General features: G+C 57.3%; 12 protein-coding genes and 1 other RNA gene. 10 read left to right on the plus strand and 3 right to left on the minus strand.

From position 1 onward, the window contains the following. Positions 1-69: 69 nt before the first annotated feature. Entirely contained in the window at positions 70-1,326 is a 1,257-nt protein-coding gene (nadR, locus tag DCH402_RS17955; protein ID WP_040002600.1) for a multifunctional transcriptional regulator/nicotinamide-nucleotide adenylyltransferase/ribosylnicotinamide kinase NadR, read from the plus strand. Between the two features lie 32 nt (positions 1,327-1,358). On the opposite strand, the gene DCH402_RS17960 is transcribed toward nadR, so the two are convergent. The 3 genes from DCH402_RS17960 to zapA form a co-directional block, all read right to left on the minus strand. Beyond that, positions 1,359-1,973, minus strand: coding sequence for a 5-formyltetrahydrofolate cyclo-ligase (locus tag DCH402_RS17960; protein ID WP_040002601.1), 615 nt, complete (start codon positions 1,971-1,973; stop codon positions 1,359-1,361). A gap of 45 nt (positions 1,974-2,018) precedes the next feature. Next, positions 2,019-2,201: non-coding RNA, 6S RNA (gene ssrS / locus DCH402_RS21710), on the minus strand. An 82-nt stretch (positions 2,202-2,283) separates the two neighbouring features. Then, positions 2,284-2,613 carry a cell division protein ZapA gene (gene zapA / locus DCH402_RS17965; protein ID WP_040002603.1) on the minus strand — a complete coding sequence of 110 codons (330 nt, stop codon included), beginning with the start codon at positions 2,611-2,613 and terminating at the stop codon, positions 2,284-2,286. Positions 2,614-2,903: 290 nt separating this feature from the next. Between zapA and DCH402_RS17970 the strand changes: the two genes are divergently transcribed. The 9 genes from DCH402_RS17970 (at position 2,904) to DCH402_RS18010 (ending at position 14,084) form a co-directional block, all read left to right on the plus strand. Beyond that, positions 2,904-3,488 (plus strand): YecA/YgfB family protein, encoded by a 585-nt coding sequence (locus DCH402_RS17970; RefSeq protein WP_040002605.1) that lies wholly within the window; start codon positions 2,904-2,906, stop codon positions 3,486-3,488. A 53-nt stretch (positions 3,489-3,541) separates the two neighbouring features. Continuing rightward, positions 3,542-4,870, plus strand: a complete 1,329-nt coding sequence (gene pepP, locus DCH402_RS17975) for a Xaa-Pro aminopeptidase (RefSeq protein ID WP_040002606.1) — start codon at positions 3,542-3,544, stop codon at positions 4,868-4,870. After that, the gene (gene ubiH / locus DCH402_RS17980; RefSeq protein ID WP_040002608.1) at positions 4,867-6,045 is read left to right on the plus strand and encodes a 2-octaprenyl-6-methoxyphenyl hydroxylase; all 1,179 of its coding nucleotides are present in this window, start codon (positions 4,867-4,869) and stop codon (positions 6,043-6,045) included. The genes pepP and ubiH overlap by 4 nt, the downstream gene beginning before the upstream one ends. Positions 6,046-6,066: 21 nt before the next feature. After that, complete coding sequence (ubiI, locus tag DCH402_RS17985) at positions 6,067-7,278, plus strand: FAD-dependent 2-octaprenylphenol hydroxylase (RefSeq protein ID WP_040002610.1); 1,212 nt, start codon at positions 6,067-6,069, stop codon at positions 7,276-7,278. A gap of 575 nt (positions 7,279-7,853) precedes the next feature. Next, entirely contained in the window at positions 7,854-8,396 is a 543-nt protein-coding gene (locus DCH402_RS17990) for a YagU family protein (RefSeq protein WP_040002611.1), read from the plus strand. Between the two features lie 518 nt (positions 8,397-8,914). Beyond that, positions 8,915-10,543 (plus strand): ABC transporter substrate-binding protein, encoded by a 1,629-nt coding sequence (locus DCH402_RS17995; protein WP_050583330.1) that lies wholly within the window; start codon positions 8,915-8,917, stop codon positions 10,541-10,543. Further along, on the plus strand, positions 10,521-11,486 hold the full coding sequence (locus tag DCH402_RS18000) for an ABC transporter permease (protein ID WP_040002613.1): 966 nt from the start codon (positions 10,521-10,523) through the stop codon (positions 11,484-11,486). Before DCH402_RS17995 ends, DCH402_RS18000 begins: the two co-directional genes overlap by 23 nt. Beyond that, positions 11,476-12,387: an ABC transporter permease gene (locus DCH402_RS18005; protein WP_081642185.1), complete on the plus strand. Its 912-nt coding sequence runs from the start codon at positions 11,476-11,478 to the stop codon at positions 12,385-12,387. Before DCH402_RS18000 ends, DCH402_RS18005 begins: the two co-directional genes overlap by 11 nt. Further along, positions 12,384-14,084, plus strand: coding sequence for a dipeptide ABC transporter ATP-binding protein (locus DCH402_RS18010; RefSeq protein ID WP_040002616.1), 1,701 nt, complete (start codon positions 12,384-12,386; stop codon positions 14,082-14,084). Before DCH402_RS18005 ends, DCH402_RS18010 begins: the two co-directional genes overlap by 4 nt. Positions 14,085-14,191: the final 107 nt, after the last annotated feature.

Here is a 14,191-nt window from a genome sequence, read left to right on the forward strand (position 1 = left end):
TCCATTAGGCTTTACTTGCCGGAACGTTAATATGGCAGAGCGTTATCCGCTACATCGGAGTATCAGACCATGTCTCCCTACGATTACCTGAAAACAGCCATCAGACAAAAAGGCTGTACCCTGCAACAGGTCGCCGACGCCGCGGGTATGACCAAAGGCTATTTGAGCCAGTTGCTCAATGCCAAAATCAAAAGTCCCAGCGCGCAGAAACTGGAGTCGCTGCACCGTTTCCTGGGGCTGGAATTCCCTTATCAGCAAAAAAGCATCGGCGTGGTGTTCGGCAAGTTCTACCCGCTGCATACCGGCCACATTTACCTGATTCAGCGCGCCTGCAGCCAGGTGGACGAACTGCATGTGATTCTGGGCTACGATGAGCCGCGCGACCGCCTGCTGTTTGAACACAGCTCCATGTCGCAACAACCCACCGTCAGCGATCGCCTGCGCTGGCTGCTGCAAACCTTCAAGTATCAGAAAAATATCCATATTCATGCCTTCAACGAACAGGGCATGGAACCCTACCCGCACGGCTGGGACGTGTGGAGCCGCGGCATCAAACAATTCATGGCGGAAAAAGGTATCGACCCTCAATACGTCTATACCAGTGAAGAGCAGGACGCGCTGCAGTACAAAGAACACCTCGGCATTGAAGCCGTGCTGATCGACCCGAAACGCTCCTTTATGAGCATCAGCGGCGCGCAGATCCGTCAGGATCCGTTCCGCTACTGGGAGTATATCCCCACCGAGGTGAAGCCGTTCTTCGTGCGCACCGTGGCGGTTCTGGGGGGAGAATCCAGCGGCAAATCCACGATGGTCAACAAATTAGCCAATATATTCAACACTACCAGCGCCTGGGAATACGGCCGGGATTACGTGTTCTCCCATCTGGGCGGCGACGAAATGGCGCTACAGTATTCAGATTACGACAAAATCGCCCTCGGCCAGGCTCAGTATATTGATTTCGCTGTGAAATACGCCAACAAGGTGGCGTTTATCGACACCGATTTCATCACTACGCAGGCGTTTTGCAAAAAGTATGAAGGCCGTGAACACCCGTTCGTGCAGGCGCTGGTTGAAGAGTACCGCTTTGATCTGGTGATTCTGCTGGAAAACAACACCCCCTGGGTGGCGGATGGCTTGCGCAGTCTTGGCAGCGCGGCGGATCGCAAAGCGTTTCAGGATGTGCTTAAGAATATGCTGGCGGAAAATAACGTGCCGTACGTTCATGTCACCGAATCCGACTACGACAGCCGCTTTCTGCGCTGCGTGGAGCTGGTGCAGCAGATGCTCGGGCACGACCAGCAAACACCGATGCCAGCGGTAGGCTAACCCCGCCGCCGCTCACAGGCTCGCAACCCGCGTTACCAGCGCCAGTGCTGAGAAGGCGTGATGATTTCCGGCAACGGCACGTCCCAGCTTTCTACCGGTAACGCCGTCACCTGCTGGCAGTCATGCGCCAGCCCGATAGGATAAGGACCGCGCGCTCGCCAGTGTTGCAACGTGCGGTCATAAAATCCACCGCCCATGCCCAACCGTTGCCCGTCGGCATCAAACGCCACCAACGGCGTCAGCAGCACATCCAGTTGTTCAACCGGCAATACGTCGCGCACATCCAGCCGCGGTTCCTGAATCTTTAACCGGTTCCACACCAGCTCCGTTTCCGGTGCATAGCGTAGAAACAGCAGATGCCCGGCGCAAAACGGGTGCAACACCGGCAAGTAAACCTGTTTTTGTCGTTGCCATAACGCTTCGATCAATGGCCGGGTATTGAGTTCGCCGTCAAACGACAAAAACACCGCGACGCGTGCGGCATCAGCCAAACGCGTATTCGCCATCACCCGTTCAGCCGCCTGATGGGCAAAAACCGCTTGCTGCTCAGGACTGAGCGCGCGACGACGCTGACGAACCTGCTGACGAATTTGCTGGCGTAACGAGGTAACGGAAGAGAGATCGGAAGAAGTACCGGCTGAATTCATGCGCAGTCACTGTCTGTCATGCAATTAACAGGGGATAAACGAGAGGGAATCTCCGAGATGCCGCCGCAGGCTGTAACCCTTGAACCCTTGGTTCAAGGTGAACGCAACGTCGCAATCTTAAGGCTTCTCGGCCGAACCGAGCGTGCTCACCAACTACGGATCGTTACATTCTGTTGGTTGAAATATCGGCTCAGGGGACTTGCCCGCTGACGAACATCTCAGAGAAATTTTGTTCTTTCAAAGCTACCTTATCACGTCTGGCAGCGATGTGTTACCCAAAAAAAACGTACTTTTGTCAAAACGAGACGCGCTACTCAAATTGCGCGTCCTGACGCTCGGTAATACGGCCTTGCTCCAGCAACGCCTGTTCTATCGTCTGCTGCAACATGCGAATACGTTGCTCCATGTTGGCGGCATAATCGCGGGTTTTCAACCGCTCCTGCGCCAGCTCATGGCACACATTAAGTGCGGCGATGAACACCAGTTGCTCGGTATTCGTCACCCGAGTACGCACCTTGAGGTCCTGCAACCGCTGGTTAAGATCCTCCGCAGCCTGATTCAGCGCATCCTGCTGTTCTGGCGGACAATTAACTCTTAACGAACGGCCAAAAATCTGAATATCTACCGGTTGTGCAGACATGTCACCTTCCTGCCTTATTTCGTTTCACGCCCGCGTGAGGGACATCCGCTGCGCGGCCCGTGACGGTGCCGGGAAAAAGCGGGCGCTACTATATATATCCAAAATAGAAGATACAAGCCCTTTATTATACCCATAAGATCGTCAGTGATAGGGACGTTGCTCAAAACGAAAGCCGGTTGTCCTGTCGCTTGAATCCATTGGGTATACGTCTGGCGACGGAGCTTGCTGGTATAGCAACGGAGCTTGGTGGTAGCATAACACGAACGACCTGCCAACGACGATGAATGCTCATGTCTATACAGAATACACTCCCCGGTTACGACGCTATCGACCAGCTATTAAAACAGCATCAGGTTGCGCTGACCGCTGCCGAAATGCACGGCCTGTTAAGCGGTATGTTATGCGGCGGCAACCACGACGACAGTTGGAAAACGCTGACGTTTGAACTGACCAACGACGGTATGGCCTTCCCGCAAACGCTGGCCCAGCCGTTGCAACAACTGTATCAGGTTACCCGCGACACGCTGGAAGACGACGGTTTTATGTTCCAGTTATTCCTGCCGGACGACACGCTGGAACACGTTAGCGTCTTTGACCGCGCCGATGCGCTGGCCGGATGGGTCAACCATTTCCTGCTTGGCCTCGGCGTCGTTCAGCCTCGCCTGGGCAAAATGCAGGGCGAGCTGAAAGAAGCGATTGATGACCTGCGCGACATCGCTCAACTCGGCTACGACGAGGATGAAGACAAGGACGAACTGGCGCAATCGCTGGAAGAAGTGATTGAATACGTGCGGGTGGCGGCCATCATGTGCCATAACGAATTTATCCGCCCGGTGCGGACTGCGCCGGAGCAAAAAAAACCGACGCTGCATTAACGCCATTCTGCATTAACGCCATGCCGCATTGATGCCCTTTTCAGGAGCAGGTAATGAACCAACAAGAGTACCTCCGCCGACGTCTGGCTCTGCTGGACAAAATGGTCCCCGGCAGCGCGGCGATTCTGTTCGCGGCGCCGGAAGCACAACGTAACGCGGACAGCGACTATCCTTACCGCCAGAGCAGCGATTTCTGGTATTTCACCGGCTTCAACGAGCCGGAAGCCGCCCTGCTGCTGATCAAGAGCGACGAAAACCACCACCATACCGTGCTGTTCAACCGGGTGCGCGACGTCACCGCTGAAATCTGGTTCGGTCGACGTCTCGGCCAGGAAGCGGCCCCCGCCAAACTGGGCGTGGACCGCGCGCTGCCGTTTAGCGAAATCGGCGAACAACTGCATCTGCTGCTTAATGGTCTGGATGTGGTCTACCATGCACAGGGCGAATACGCTTACGCCGACAAACTGGTGTTCGCCGCGCTCGATACCTTGCGTACCGGCGGTACACGCAAAGGCTTTAGCGCACCGGCGACCTTGACCGACTGGCGGCCGTGGGTACACGAAATGCGTCTGTTCAAGTCTCCGGCGGAAATCGACATCCTGCGCCGTGCCGGCGAAATCAGCGCGCTGGCCCACACCCGTGCGATGGAAAAATGCCGCCCCGGCATGTTCGAATATCAGTTGGAAGGCGAAATCCACCACGAATTCAACCGTCACGGCGCGCGTTACCCGTCGTATAACACCATTGTCGGCAGCGGCGAAAACGCCTGCATCCTGCACTACACCGAAAATGAATGTCAGATGCGCGACGGCGATCTGGTCTTGACCGACGCCGGATGCGAATACCTGGGCTACGCAGGCGACATCACCCGCACTTTCCCGGTTAACGGCAAATTTACTCCGGCGCAGCGCGCTATTTACGACATCGTGCTGGCAGCGGAAGTGCGCGCGATCGACATGTTCGCACCGGGCCGCAGTATCCGCGAAGTGAATGAGGAAGTGGTGCGTATCATGCTGCGCGGTCTGATCAAACTCGGCATTCTGCAAGGCGATGTCGACACGCTGTTCGCCGAGCAGGCGCACCGGGCGTTTTTCATGCACGGCCTGAGCCACTGGCTGGGTATGGATGTGCATGACGTCGGCGACTACGGCACCGCCGATCGCGGCCGCACGCTGGAGCCGGGCATGGTGTTGACGGTGGAGCCGGGTCTGTACATCGCGCCGGATGCCGATGTGCCGGCGGAATATCGCGGCATCGGTATTCGTATTGAAGACGACATCGTGATCACGGCAACTGGTAATGAAGTGCTGACCGGTGACGTCGTCAAAGATCCCGATGAAATCGAAGCACTGATGGCAAGGGCGGCAGGGCGCGTCTCATGACCATCATGATTGTCGGCGGCGGAATGACGGGTGCAACGCTGGCGCTGGCGATCTCCCATCTGTCCGGTGGGCGGCTCCCGGTGGACCTGATCGAAACCCGCTCGCCGCAGGAAGACCAACACCCCGGTTTTGACGCCCGCGCCATTGCACTGGCGCAGGGCACCTGTATGCAGTTGGACGCCATCGGCGTCTGGTCAACGCTGTCCCCCATCGCGACCCCGATCACCCGCGTACACGTCAGCGATCAGGGCCACGCCGGGCGGGTACAGCTGCAAGCCGGCGATTACCGGGTGCCGGCGTTGGGTCACGTGGTCGAACTGCACGATGTCGGCAAACGTCTGTTCTCGTTATTACAACATGCGCCCGGTGTACGGTTGCATTGCCCGGCAACGGTAGACAGCCTGCAACGGGGAGAAAATAACGTCTCACTGTGGCTGGACAACGGTACTCGCCTGAACGGGCAACTACTGGTGGCCGCCGACGGTTCGCGCTCCCGGCTGGCGCAATACGCAGGCATTCAATGGCAGCACACGCCTTATGACCAGGTGGCGATTATCGCCAACGTTGCCACGGCACAAGCCCATCAGGGCCGGGCTTATGAGCGCTTCACCGCCCACGGCCCGCTGGCGCTACTGCCGATGAGTAAAGGCCGTAGCTCACTGGTGTGGTGCCACCCGCTATCACAACAGACCGAAATAGCCGGCTGGAGTGATGCGCAATTTCGTCAGCGGTTACAGCACGCATTCGGCTGGCGGCTCGGCGCCATCACCCATATCGGTAAGCGCCATAGCTACCCGCTGGCGCTGTCGGCCGCTAATCAGCATGTCAGCCACCGTATGGCGCTGGTAGGCAATGCGGCGCAAACCCTGCACCCCATCGCCGGACAAGGATTCAACCTCGGCCTGCGCGACGTGATGACGCTGGCGGAGACGCTGGTGACAGCGGTTGAACAAGGGGAAGATCCCGGCAGCCAAACCGTACTGCAACGCTATCAACACCGCCGCCAACCGGATCAGCACACCACCGTCGCGTTGACCGACGGGCTGGTGCGTGTCTTTTCCAACCGCCTGTTCCCGATGGAAGTCGGGCGGAATCTGGGGCTAATGGCGATGAACAATCTGCCGCTGCTGCGTGACGTGCTGGCACGGCGTACGCTGGGCTGGGTGGAACGTTAAACAGACAGGAATTCATGCTCTATGCAATCATTTGATGTGGTTATCGCCGGTGGGGGAATGGTCGGGCTGGCGCTGGCCTGCGGTCTGCAAGGCAGTGGGCTGAGCGTTGCGGTGCTGGAAAAGCAGGCCACCACCGAACCGCTGGCAAATGGCCCGCATGCGCTTCGCGTATCCGCCATCAATGCCGCCAGCGAAGCACTGCTGCGCAAGCTCAACGTCTGGTCGGGCATTGCCGCACAGCGACTCAGCCCTTACAACGACATGTATGTCTGGGATAAAGACAGCTTCGGCAATATTCGTTTTTGCGGCGAAGAGTTCGGTTTTTCCCGCCTCGGCCACATTATCGAAAACGACGTTATCCAATGGGCGCTGTGGCAACAAGCGTCCCAGTCGCGGGATATCACCCTGCTGGCACCCGCTGCGCTGCGGCAGGTCGCCTGGGGCGAGAACGAAGCCTTCATTACGCTGGAAGACGGCGGCATGCTCACCGCCCGGCTGGTGGTCGGAGCAGACGGCGCGCACTCCTGGCTGCGACAACACGCCGACATTCCGCTGACCTTTTGGGACTACGGCCATCATGCACTGGTCGCCAACATCCGTACTGAACAGCCGCACGGCGCTACTGCCAGTCAGGTCTTTCACGGCGAAGGTATTCTGGCGTTTCTGCCGCTCAGCGACCCGCATCTCAGCTCCATTGTTTGGTCGCTGCCGCCGCAACGCGCTCAGCAACTGCGCGAACTGCCTGCCGAAGAATTTGTCAGGCAACTGGCCATCACCTTCGATATGCGGCTGGGGCTGTGTCAGTTGGAGAGCGACCGGCAAACCTTCCCGCTCACCGCGCGTTATGCCCGCAGTTTTGCCGCCCACCGGCTGGTGCTGACGGGTGATGCGGCACACACCATTCATCCGCTGGCAGGCCAGGGCGTCAACCTTGGTTTTATGGATGTGGCGGAACTGATTGCCGAGCTTAAACGGCTACAGGCACAAGGGAAAGACATCGGCCAGCACCTGTATCTGCGGCGCTACGAGCGGCGTCGTAAGCACAGTGCCGCGATGATGCTGGCGAGTATGCAGGGCTTCCGTACCCTGTTCGCCGGTTCCCACCCGGTCAGTAGCCTGCTGCGCGATGTCGGCCTGAAGCTGGCGGATACATTGCCGGGCATCAAGCCGACACTGGTACGTCAGGCGATGGGGCTGAATGACTTGCCGGAATGGCTGGATCACGCCGGATAAGCTGCCCCCTCGGACTGCGTGCATTCTGGCGCAGTCCGTCGCCCGATATACCTGCCCTGTTTTCCCTGCGTGATGTTTTCTTGAATGACGTTTTCCTGAATCGCGACGACCTGAATATCAGATAACGGCCACCATAAATATATTCAAAAGCGAGTGATGCTAATTATTTCCCATTAATAAGACATCATTTAATTATTTTAAATTGAAATTATCCGAACCAAATAAAAACACACTTCATTTATTACACACTGATTTTCTCAAACATAATAATCCGTTTAACACGTTATTTAATATACATTTCCGTCACAAGAACTCATTAATAGTCATATCACGCCAATGAACGAATACATTTTTCATAATTAGAAAAACAATTGACCTATCAGATGGATAGTGCGAATGAGTAATACTCGAACATCGGAATATAAAGGCGTATACTTTTCACAAAGACGATCGTAATCATTTAAAGGAAAGTGCATCGAAACCTAATTCAGGTGTCATGGTTTATCCATGTACCAACCTGCTCTGGGGTTTCATTCACTGTTCGTCTTTTCGTTTTTATTCCAAGGAGAAAGACTATGCAAGCTCGTACTGTAAAGGAAAAGATCATACTGGCGGTGCTGATTGGCATTATTGCCGGCATCATTTGCGCGATAGCCAAATTCGGCTGGGAAATTCCCTTCCCGCCACGCACCCCGGAAAGAGATCTCACCAACCCGCCCCAGCAATTATTACAACAGCTTGGCATGTCGTTTGATCTTTCGCATCTGACCTATCTGTTCAATGGCAATCCTCGGCCGATCATGAGTTTCATCATGCATTTCGGCTTCTCGATTACGTTTACTGTGCTGTATTGTGTGGCGGCGGAATTTTGGCCACGCATCAAACTCTGGCAAGGTGCTTTTTACGGTCTGGTACTGTGGGTGGTCTTTCACGTGGTGCTGCTGCCGTTATTCGGTACTGTCCCTGCACCGTGGGACCAACCGTTTGCCGAGCACTTCTCCGAAATCTTCGGCCACATGTTCTGTTTCTGGGTGGCGGAACTGGCACGGCGTGACTTGCGTAACCGCATCACCCACCAGTCAGAAGACAATACGCTGACAGCACAACACGCGCAGTAATCATCGTCGTCATCACCGGCCATCCGAATGGGTGGCCTGCCTGAAACGCTGCAAAGATGATTTACCGGCAACAGCCACCATCAACAAAATGCTGCCCCTACGACCTACCACAACAGCATCAAACCACATCGTAAACAGCAAAAAACTGCCCGATAGCAGAGTCAGACGTCCTGTCTTTTAATATTTTTTATAGTTCAATGAAGAAATTATATTCCCGAGCCAGCTTAGGGTATAGCAATGACAAGTAGAGAAGATGAATCTTGGGATGGAAAAAAAAGACAGTATTAAGTGCTCTGGTTACCGTAGGTGCCCTGTTCGCCTATAAATACGCTATCTGGTATACCGGGCCTTTATGCAAAAGCGTCGGAAAACAGGTACGTTAGCCGTCATCCTATCTTTATACCTTTTTAGGCATTAAAAATAATTTTTTATGCTTTTACATCATACGATCCCCTCCCTAGAGTACGTGGTTATAGCTACACTTCTTCTTTCTACGCTGATTTTTGAGGATTCAGGGAATGGCGACACACTCTGTGGCAAACAAAACATCACGACACGCCTTACTCACCGCAGGGTTGCTGTCCCTGGCGGTAAGCGCATCGCCTTTCGCCAACGCGGCAGACGCGACCACAACCCCGGTGCAGGGCGGTACGCTCAATATCGGGCTCGGCAGCGACACCCCGGTGATCGACCCCTCGATTACCGCTTACTCCGTGGCGGCGCTGGTCGCTCGCAACGTGGTAGATTCGCTGGTTGGTCAGGCGGAAGACAACCGTTTTACCCCCTGGCTGGCTGAACGCTGGGAAATCAACGACAACAACACCCGTTATACTTTCCACCTACGTAAAGACGTCACGTTCAGTGACGGTACCAAACTGGATGCGGCGGCGGTGAAATACAATCTGGACCGTATTCTCGACCCGAAAACCACCTCCAGTTACGCGAAATCGCTGCTGGGGCCGATCGATAACATCGCCACACCAGACGACTACACGGTGGTGATCAGCTATAAGAGCCCGTTTGCCGCACTGTTACAGGGGCTGAGCCTGCCGTATTTAGGTATTCAGTCGCCGACGTACCTGAAAAATACCCCGAATACCAGCAACACGCTGGTCGGCTCCGGGCCGTTTATTCTGGAATCGTTCGTCAAAGGCAGCGGTAGCCGCCTGAAAAAACGTCCGGATTACCACTGGGGGCCGGGTTATGCCGCGCATACCGGTCCGGCGTATCTGGATAAAATCGAATTCAAATACCTGCCGGAATCGTCAGTGCGCCTTGGCGCATTGAGCAGCGGCCAGGTACAGGCGATTGACGCCGTGCCGCCGGCCAATGCCGCCGCACTGAAAAAAGATACCCGCCTGGATGTGATCACCCGAGAAAACCCCGGCGTTAACCGCGTGCTCTACCTGAACACCTCTAAAGGCCCGTTTCAGGACGTCAACGTACGCCGCGCCTTCTTGCATGCGGTGGATGCCGCCTCGGCAACGAAAGTCGCGTTCTTCGGCACGCTGAAAGCCGCGGATAGCGTTCTTGGCCCATCCACGCTGTATTACGACAAATCCGCCGCCGCGCTGGGGGGTTTTGACCTGAAAAAAGCCAATCAGTTGCTGGACGAAGCAGGCTGGAAAACCAAAGACGGCGAAGGTTACCGCACCAAAGACGGCAAACGCCTGACGGTGCATTTCGTCTACAGTACCGGTTCGTCGGAAGCGGCGGAGATAACCCTGTTTCAGGCGGTACAGTTCCAGGTGAAAAAGGCCGGTATCGACGTCCAGCTCAATCCGGTGGACAGCGGAGGTTTTACCAGCCGCACCAACGATAACGACTACGACATCGCTTCTAACTACTTTGTACGCGCCGAACCGGATATTCTGCGCACGGTGTTCGACTCTAACTACATTCCACCCAACGGCAACAACTTCACCCGCACCCACTCGCTGGATGACAAGCTGAGAAAAGCCATCGGCGCCGGCGATGCCGAACGCCAGCAGTTGTATAGCGAAATCCAGCGTGAGCTGCTTGATCAGGCTTACGCGGTGCCGCTGTTCGTTCCAGCCTACCAGTTGGGCCTGTCGAAGAAAGTGCAGGGCATTAGCTGGGCCACCAACGCCAAACCGAACTTCTATGATGTCTGGATTAAACCGTAACCTGGCCGTCACGGCTCTCCAGCGACTCTTCACCATCGTGGCTGTGCTCTGGGGCGCAGCCACACTGACGTTTATTGCCGTCAAACTGATCCCCGGCGATCCGGTGGCTATCCTGAGCGGCGGCGATAACGTGGTGGATGAGGCGTACCGGGCGGCGCTGATCAAGCAGTTTGGGCTCGATCAGCCGCTGTGGATGCAATACCTGCGTTACTGCGGACAGGCACTGCAAGGCGATTTCGGCATCAGCTATCAGTACCGCCAACCGGTAGTCGCACTGATTGGCGATGCCATGCGGGAAACCGTCCAGCTGGCGATTAGCGCGTTAGCACTGGCTTTGCTGCTGTCAATTCTCAACGCGTTGCTGACCGCCGGGCGCCATGCCCGGCTACGGGCGCTGATGTCCTGGCTGGAACTGACGCTACTCAGTACGCCGGTCTACTGGGTCGGCATCGTGCTGCTTAGCGTGTTCAGTTTCCGCCTGCAATGGTTTCCGGTGATGGGCAACGACGGGCTGATATCGCTGGTGTTGCCGGTCGTCACCCTGAGTCTGCCGCTGGCGGCGCTGCTGAGCCAGGTACTGCGCGACGGACTGGAAGAGGCGCTGTCGCAGCCATTCGCGCTGACGGTGCGTACCCGTGGCGTCAGCGAAAGCTGGCTGCGCCTGCGCCATGGTCTGCGCCACGGCGCGCTGGCGGCCTCAACGCTGACCGGCACTTTGCTGGCAGGCGTGCTGAGCGGTTCGGTACTGACCGAAACCGTGTTCGGCCGCGCCGGCATCGGCCAGATTACCCTGCACGCCATCGAAAGCCGCGACATGCCGCTGGTGCTGGGACTGGTGATGCTGTCCGCCTTGCTGTTTGTCGTCATCAACCTGCTGGTGGATGCGTTATATCTGCTGATCGACCCCCGTTTGAGAAAAAAGGCGAGCGCCCATGAGCAGTGAACCTTTAACCTATAAGCCATTACCCCCGAAACCTGTAACAGGTAGTGAGCCTCTGATGCGGATACGCACGTTCCATCGCACCGCTTATCGCAGCCCCTGGCTGGCACCGGCAACGTTGTTGCCGGCCGCCGCCGTGCTGCTGTTGCTGCTGGCGGTGTTTTTCCCATCGCTGTTCACGCACCGCCTGCCGGATGAGATGGACATGGAGGCGGTGCTCCAGCCCCCCAGCGCAGACCATTGGTTCGGCACCGACCCGCTCGGGCGCGATGTGTTCACCCGCGTGGTGTACGGTACTTCGCTGTCGCTGAGCATCGGCGTCGGCGCGATGCTAACAGCCTGCCTCGGCGGTGTGTTGCTGGGCGCGTTGTCGGCACTGGCGCCGTTGCCGGTACGCCGCCTACTGGTGCGGTTGCTGGATATCATGCTGGCGTTCCCGGAAATGTTGCTGGCGCTGCTGGTGATCGCGGTGCTGGGCCGCGGCCCGGAAAACACACTGCTGGCGGTCGGGTTGGCCGGCGTCGCCGGTTATGCCCGACTGGTGCGATCGCAGGTGTTGCAGGTAAAACTGTCCGGCTACGTGGAGCACGCCGTCGCGCTGGGCGAACATCCGCTGTACATCGTGGTGCGCCATATCATTCCCAACACCTTACGGCCGTTGTTGATTCTGGCAACCATCGGCGTGGGCAATGCGGTGTTGTCCGCCTCGGCGCTGAGTTTCCTCGGGCTTGGCGTGGTGCCGCCTACCGCTGAATGGGGCGCGCTGTTGGCCGACGGCCGCAACTTTCTGGATATCGCGCCTTGGGTCAGCCTGTTTCCCGCCAGCGTTGTAGCGCTGTCGGTCATCGTCATCACCCTGCTGGGCAGGCGTTTGCAGGCCATTCTGGCCAAGGGGGCGGCATGAGTCAGTCTACTTCGCAGCCGTTGTTGCGCGTCGAAGGGCTAAACGTCACCTTCCCCAGCCCGCATGGGCCGGTGGAGTCGGTACGTAACCTCTCTTTCCAGGTCAATCCCGGTGAAATTCTGGCGCTGGTGGGGGAATCCGGCTCCGGTAAATCGGTCACCGCCCGCACGCTGGTCGGGCTGGCGGGTGAACGAGCGCAGATTCAGGCCAATGCCATTGAGCTGGTGCGCCACGACGGCAGCCGGTGCGATCTGCAACAACTGAGTGCCCGCCAATGGCAACAGGTACGCGGCCGGGAAATCGGTTTTGTGCTGCAGGATGCGCTGGTATCGCTCGATCCGCTACGGCGCATCGGGCAGGAAGTGGCGGAGCCGCTGCTGACCCATAAACTGGCAGCGCGTCACGACGTGGCGACGCGCGTCGCTGAGCTGCTGGCGCAGGTCGGCATTCCCGATCCGGCTAATCGCGCGGCACAATATCCGCATGAGCTGTCCGGCGGTTTGCGCCAGCGGGCGCTGATTGCCTCGGCGCTGGCCGCCGGGCCAAAACTGTTGATCGCCGATGAACCCACCACCGCGCTGGATGCCACCGTGCAGCAACAGGTACTCAAGCTGTTTACCGCACTGGCGCAGGCTGGGCACGGCGTGCTGCTGATCACCCACGATCTGGCGGTGGTATCGCAAGTCGCCGATCGGGTCATGGTGATGCAGAAAGGTGCACTGGTGGAACGCGGTCCGGCACGGCAGGTGCTGTCCGCGCCGCAACACCCGTACACCCGCCGGCTGCTGGCCGCCATTCCGACCGCCGCCACCCGCGGCAACTGGCTGGCGGGAGAAAACCCACTCAGCCCGCAAGCATCGGTCCTGCTCTCTTCCGCCGGCGAATCAGGCGCAAACAATGGGCCGGCACTGCAAGTCGACGGCGTATCCGTCTCGTTCAAACGCCCGGACGGCAGCCGCATGACGGCGGTGAATAACATTTCGCTGACGGTAGAACACGGAGAAACACTGGGTATCGTCGGTGAGTCCGGTTCCGGCAAAACTACGCTCGGGAAGGTGGTGCTGGCGTTGCAGTCACCGGACAGCGGTGAAGTACGCTTGTCCGGCCGCCCCTGGAGCACGCTTTCTGAACGGGAGCGTCGTCCGTTACGCGCCCGGATTCAAACCATTACCCAGGATCCGCTCAGCTCATTCGATCCACAGTTCACCATTGAACAGATCCTGCTGCAGCCATTACGGCTACGACGTGATCTGAGCCCGCAAGCCCGCCGGCAGCGTATTCTTGCCCTGCTGGATCTGGTGGGGCTGTCGCCAACGTTGCTCGTCAGACGGCCGCAATCATTGTCCGGCGGGCAACGCCAGCGAATCTCCATCGCTCAGGCGCTGGCGGCGGAGCCGGAGGTGCTGATTTGCGACGAGCCGGTATCGGCGCTGGATGTCACCACGCAGGCGCAGGTGCTGGACCTGCTGGTCGCGTTGCAGCAACGTCTGCACCTGTCGATGGTGTTTATCTCCCACGATTTGGGCGTGGTGCAACACATGAGCCATCGGATTGCAGTGATGAAAGACGGCGACGTGGTGGAACGCGGCACCGTGGAACAGATTTTCAATCAACCACAGCACCCGTATACCCGACAATTACTTTCCACCGTCGCCCCGGTGGTCATTAATCGGCAAAATAACGATATTTACGCCTGACGTTATTTCAATGCGCCATCATGAAAATGACATTTTCAATTAACAGGAACATGTTATTTATGATGGCGTACTTCCCCCCACTTATAAAAACACTTATTAATCAAAAA

The sequence above is a fragment of the Dickeya chrysanthemi NCPPB 402 genome (assembly GCF_000406105.1).
GTDB lineage: Bacteria > Pseudomonadota > Gammaproteobacteria > Enterobacterales > Enterobacteriaceae > Dickeya > Dickeya chrysanthemi.

What these genes read in the sequence shown, in the direction of transcription:
- DCH402_RS17995 (WP_050583330.1), top strand. Translation starts at nt 8,915, where the DNA reads ATGGCGACACACTCTGTGGCAAACAAAACATCACGACACGCCTTACTC.
- zapA (WP_040002603.1), bottom strand. Translation starts at nt 2,613, where the DNA reads ATGTCTGCACAACCGGTAGATATTCAGATTTTTGGCCGTTCGTTAAGA.
- ubiI (WP_040002610.1), top strand. Translation starts at nt 6,067, where the DNA reads ATGCAATCATTTGATGTGGTTATCGCCGGTGGGGGAATGGTCGGGCTG.
- DCH402_RS18010 (WP_040002616.1), top strand. Translation starts at nt 12,384, where the DNA reads ATGAGTCAGTCTACTTCGCAGCCGTTGTTGCGCGTCGAAGGGCTAAAC.
- DCH402_RS18005 (WP_081642185.1), top strand. Translation starts at nt 11,476, where the DNA reads ATGAGCAGTGAACCTTTAACCTATAAGCCATTACCCCCGAAACCTGTA.
- DCH402_RS17960 (WP_040002601.1), bottom strand. Translation starts at nt 1,973, where the DNA reads ATGAATTCAGCCGGTACTTCTTCCGATCTCTCTTCCGTTACCTCGTTA.
- nadR (WP_040002600.1), top strand. Translation starts at nt 70, where the DNA reads ATGTCTCCCTACGATTACCTGAAAACAGCCATCAGACAAAAAGGCTGT.
- DCH402_RS17990 (WP_040002611.1), top strand. Translation starts at nt 7,854, where the DNA reads ATGCAAGCTCGTACTGTAAAGGAAAAGATCATACTGGCGGTGCTGATT.
- DCH402_RS17970 (WP_040002605.1), top strand. Translation starts at nt 2,904, where the DNA reads ATGTCTATACAGAATACACTCCCCGGTTACGACGCTATCGACCAGCTA.
- ubiH (WP_040002608.1), top strand. Translation starts at nt 4,867, where the DNA reads ATGACCATCATGATTGTCGGCGGCGGAATGACGGGTGCAACGCTGGCG.
- pepP (WP_040002606.1), top strand. Translation starts at nt 3,542, where the DNA reads ATGAACCAACAAGAGTACCTCCGCCGACGTCTGGCTCTGCTGGACAAA.
- DCH402_RS18000 (WP_040002613.1), top strand. Translation starts at nt 10,521, where the DNA reads ATGATGTCTGGATTAAACCGTAACCTGGCCGTCACGGCTCTCCAGCGA.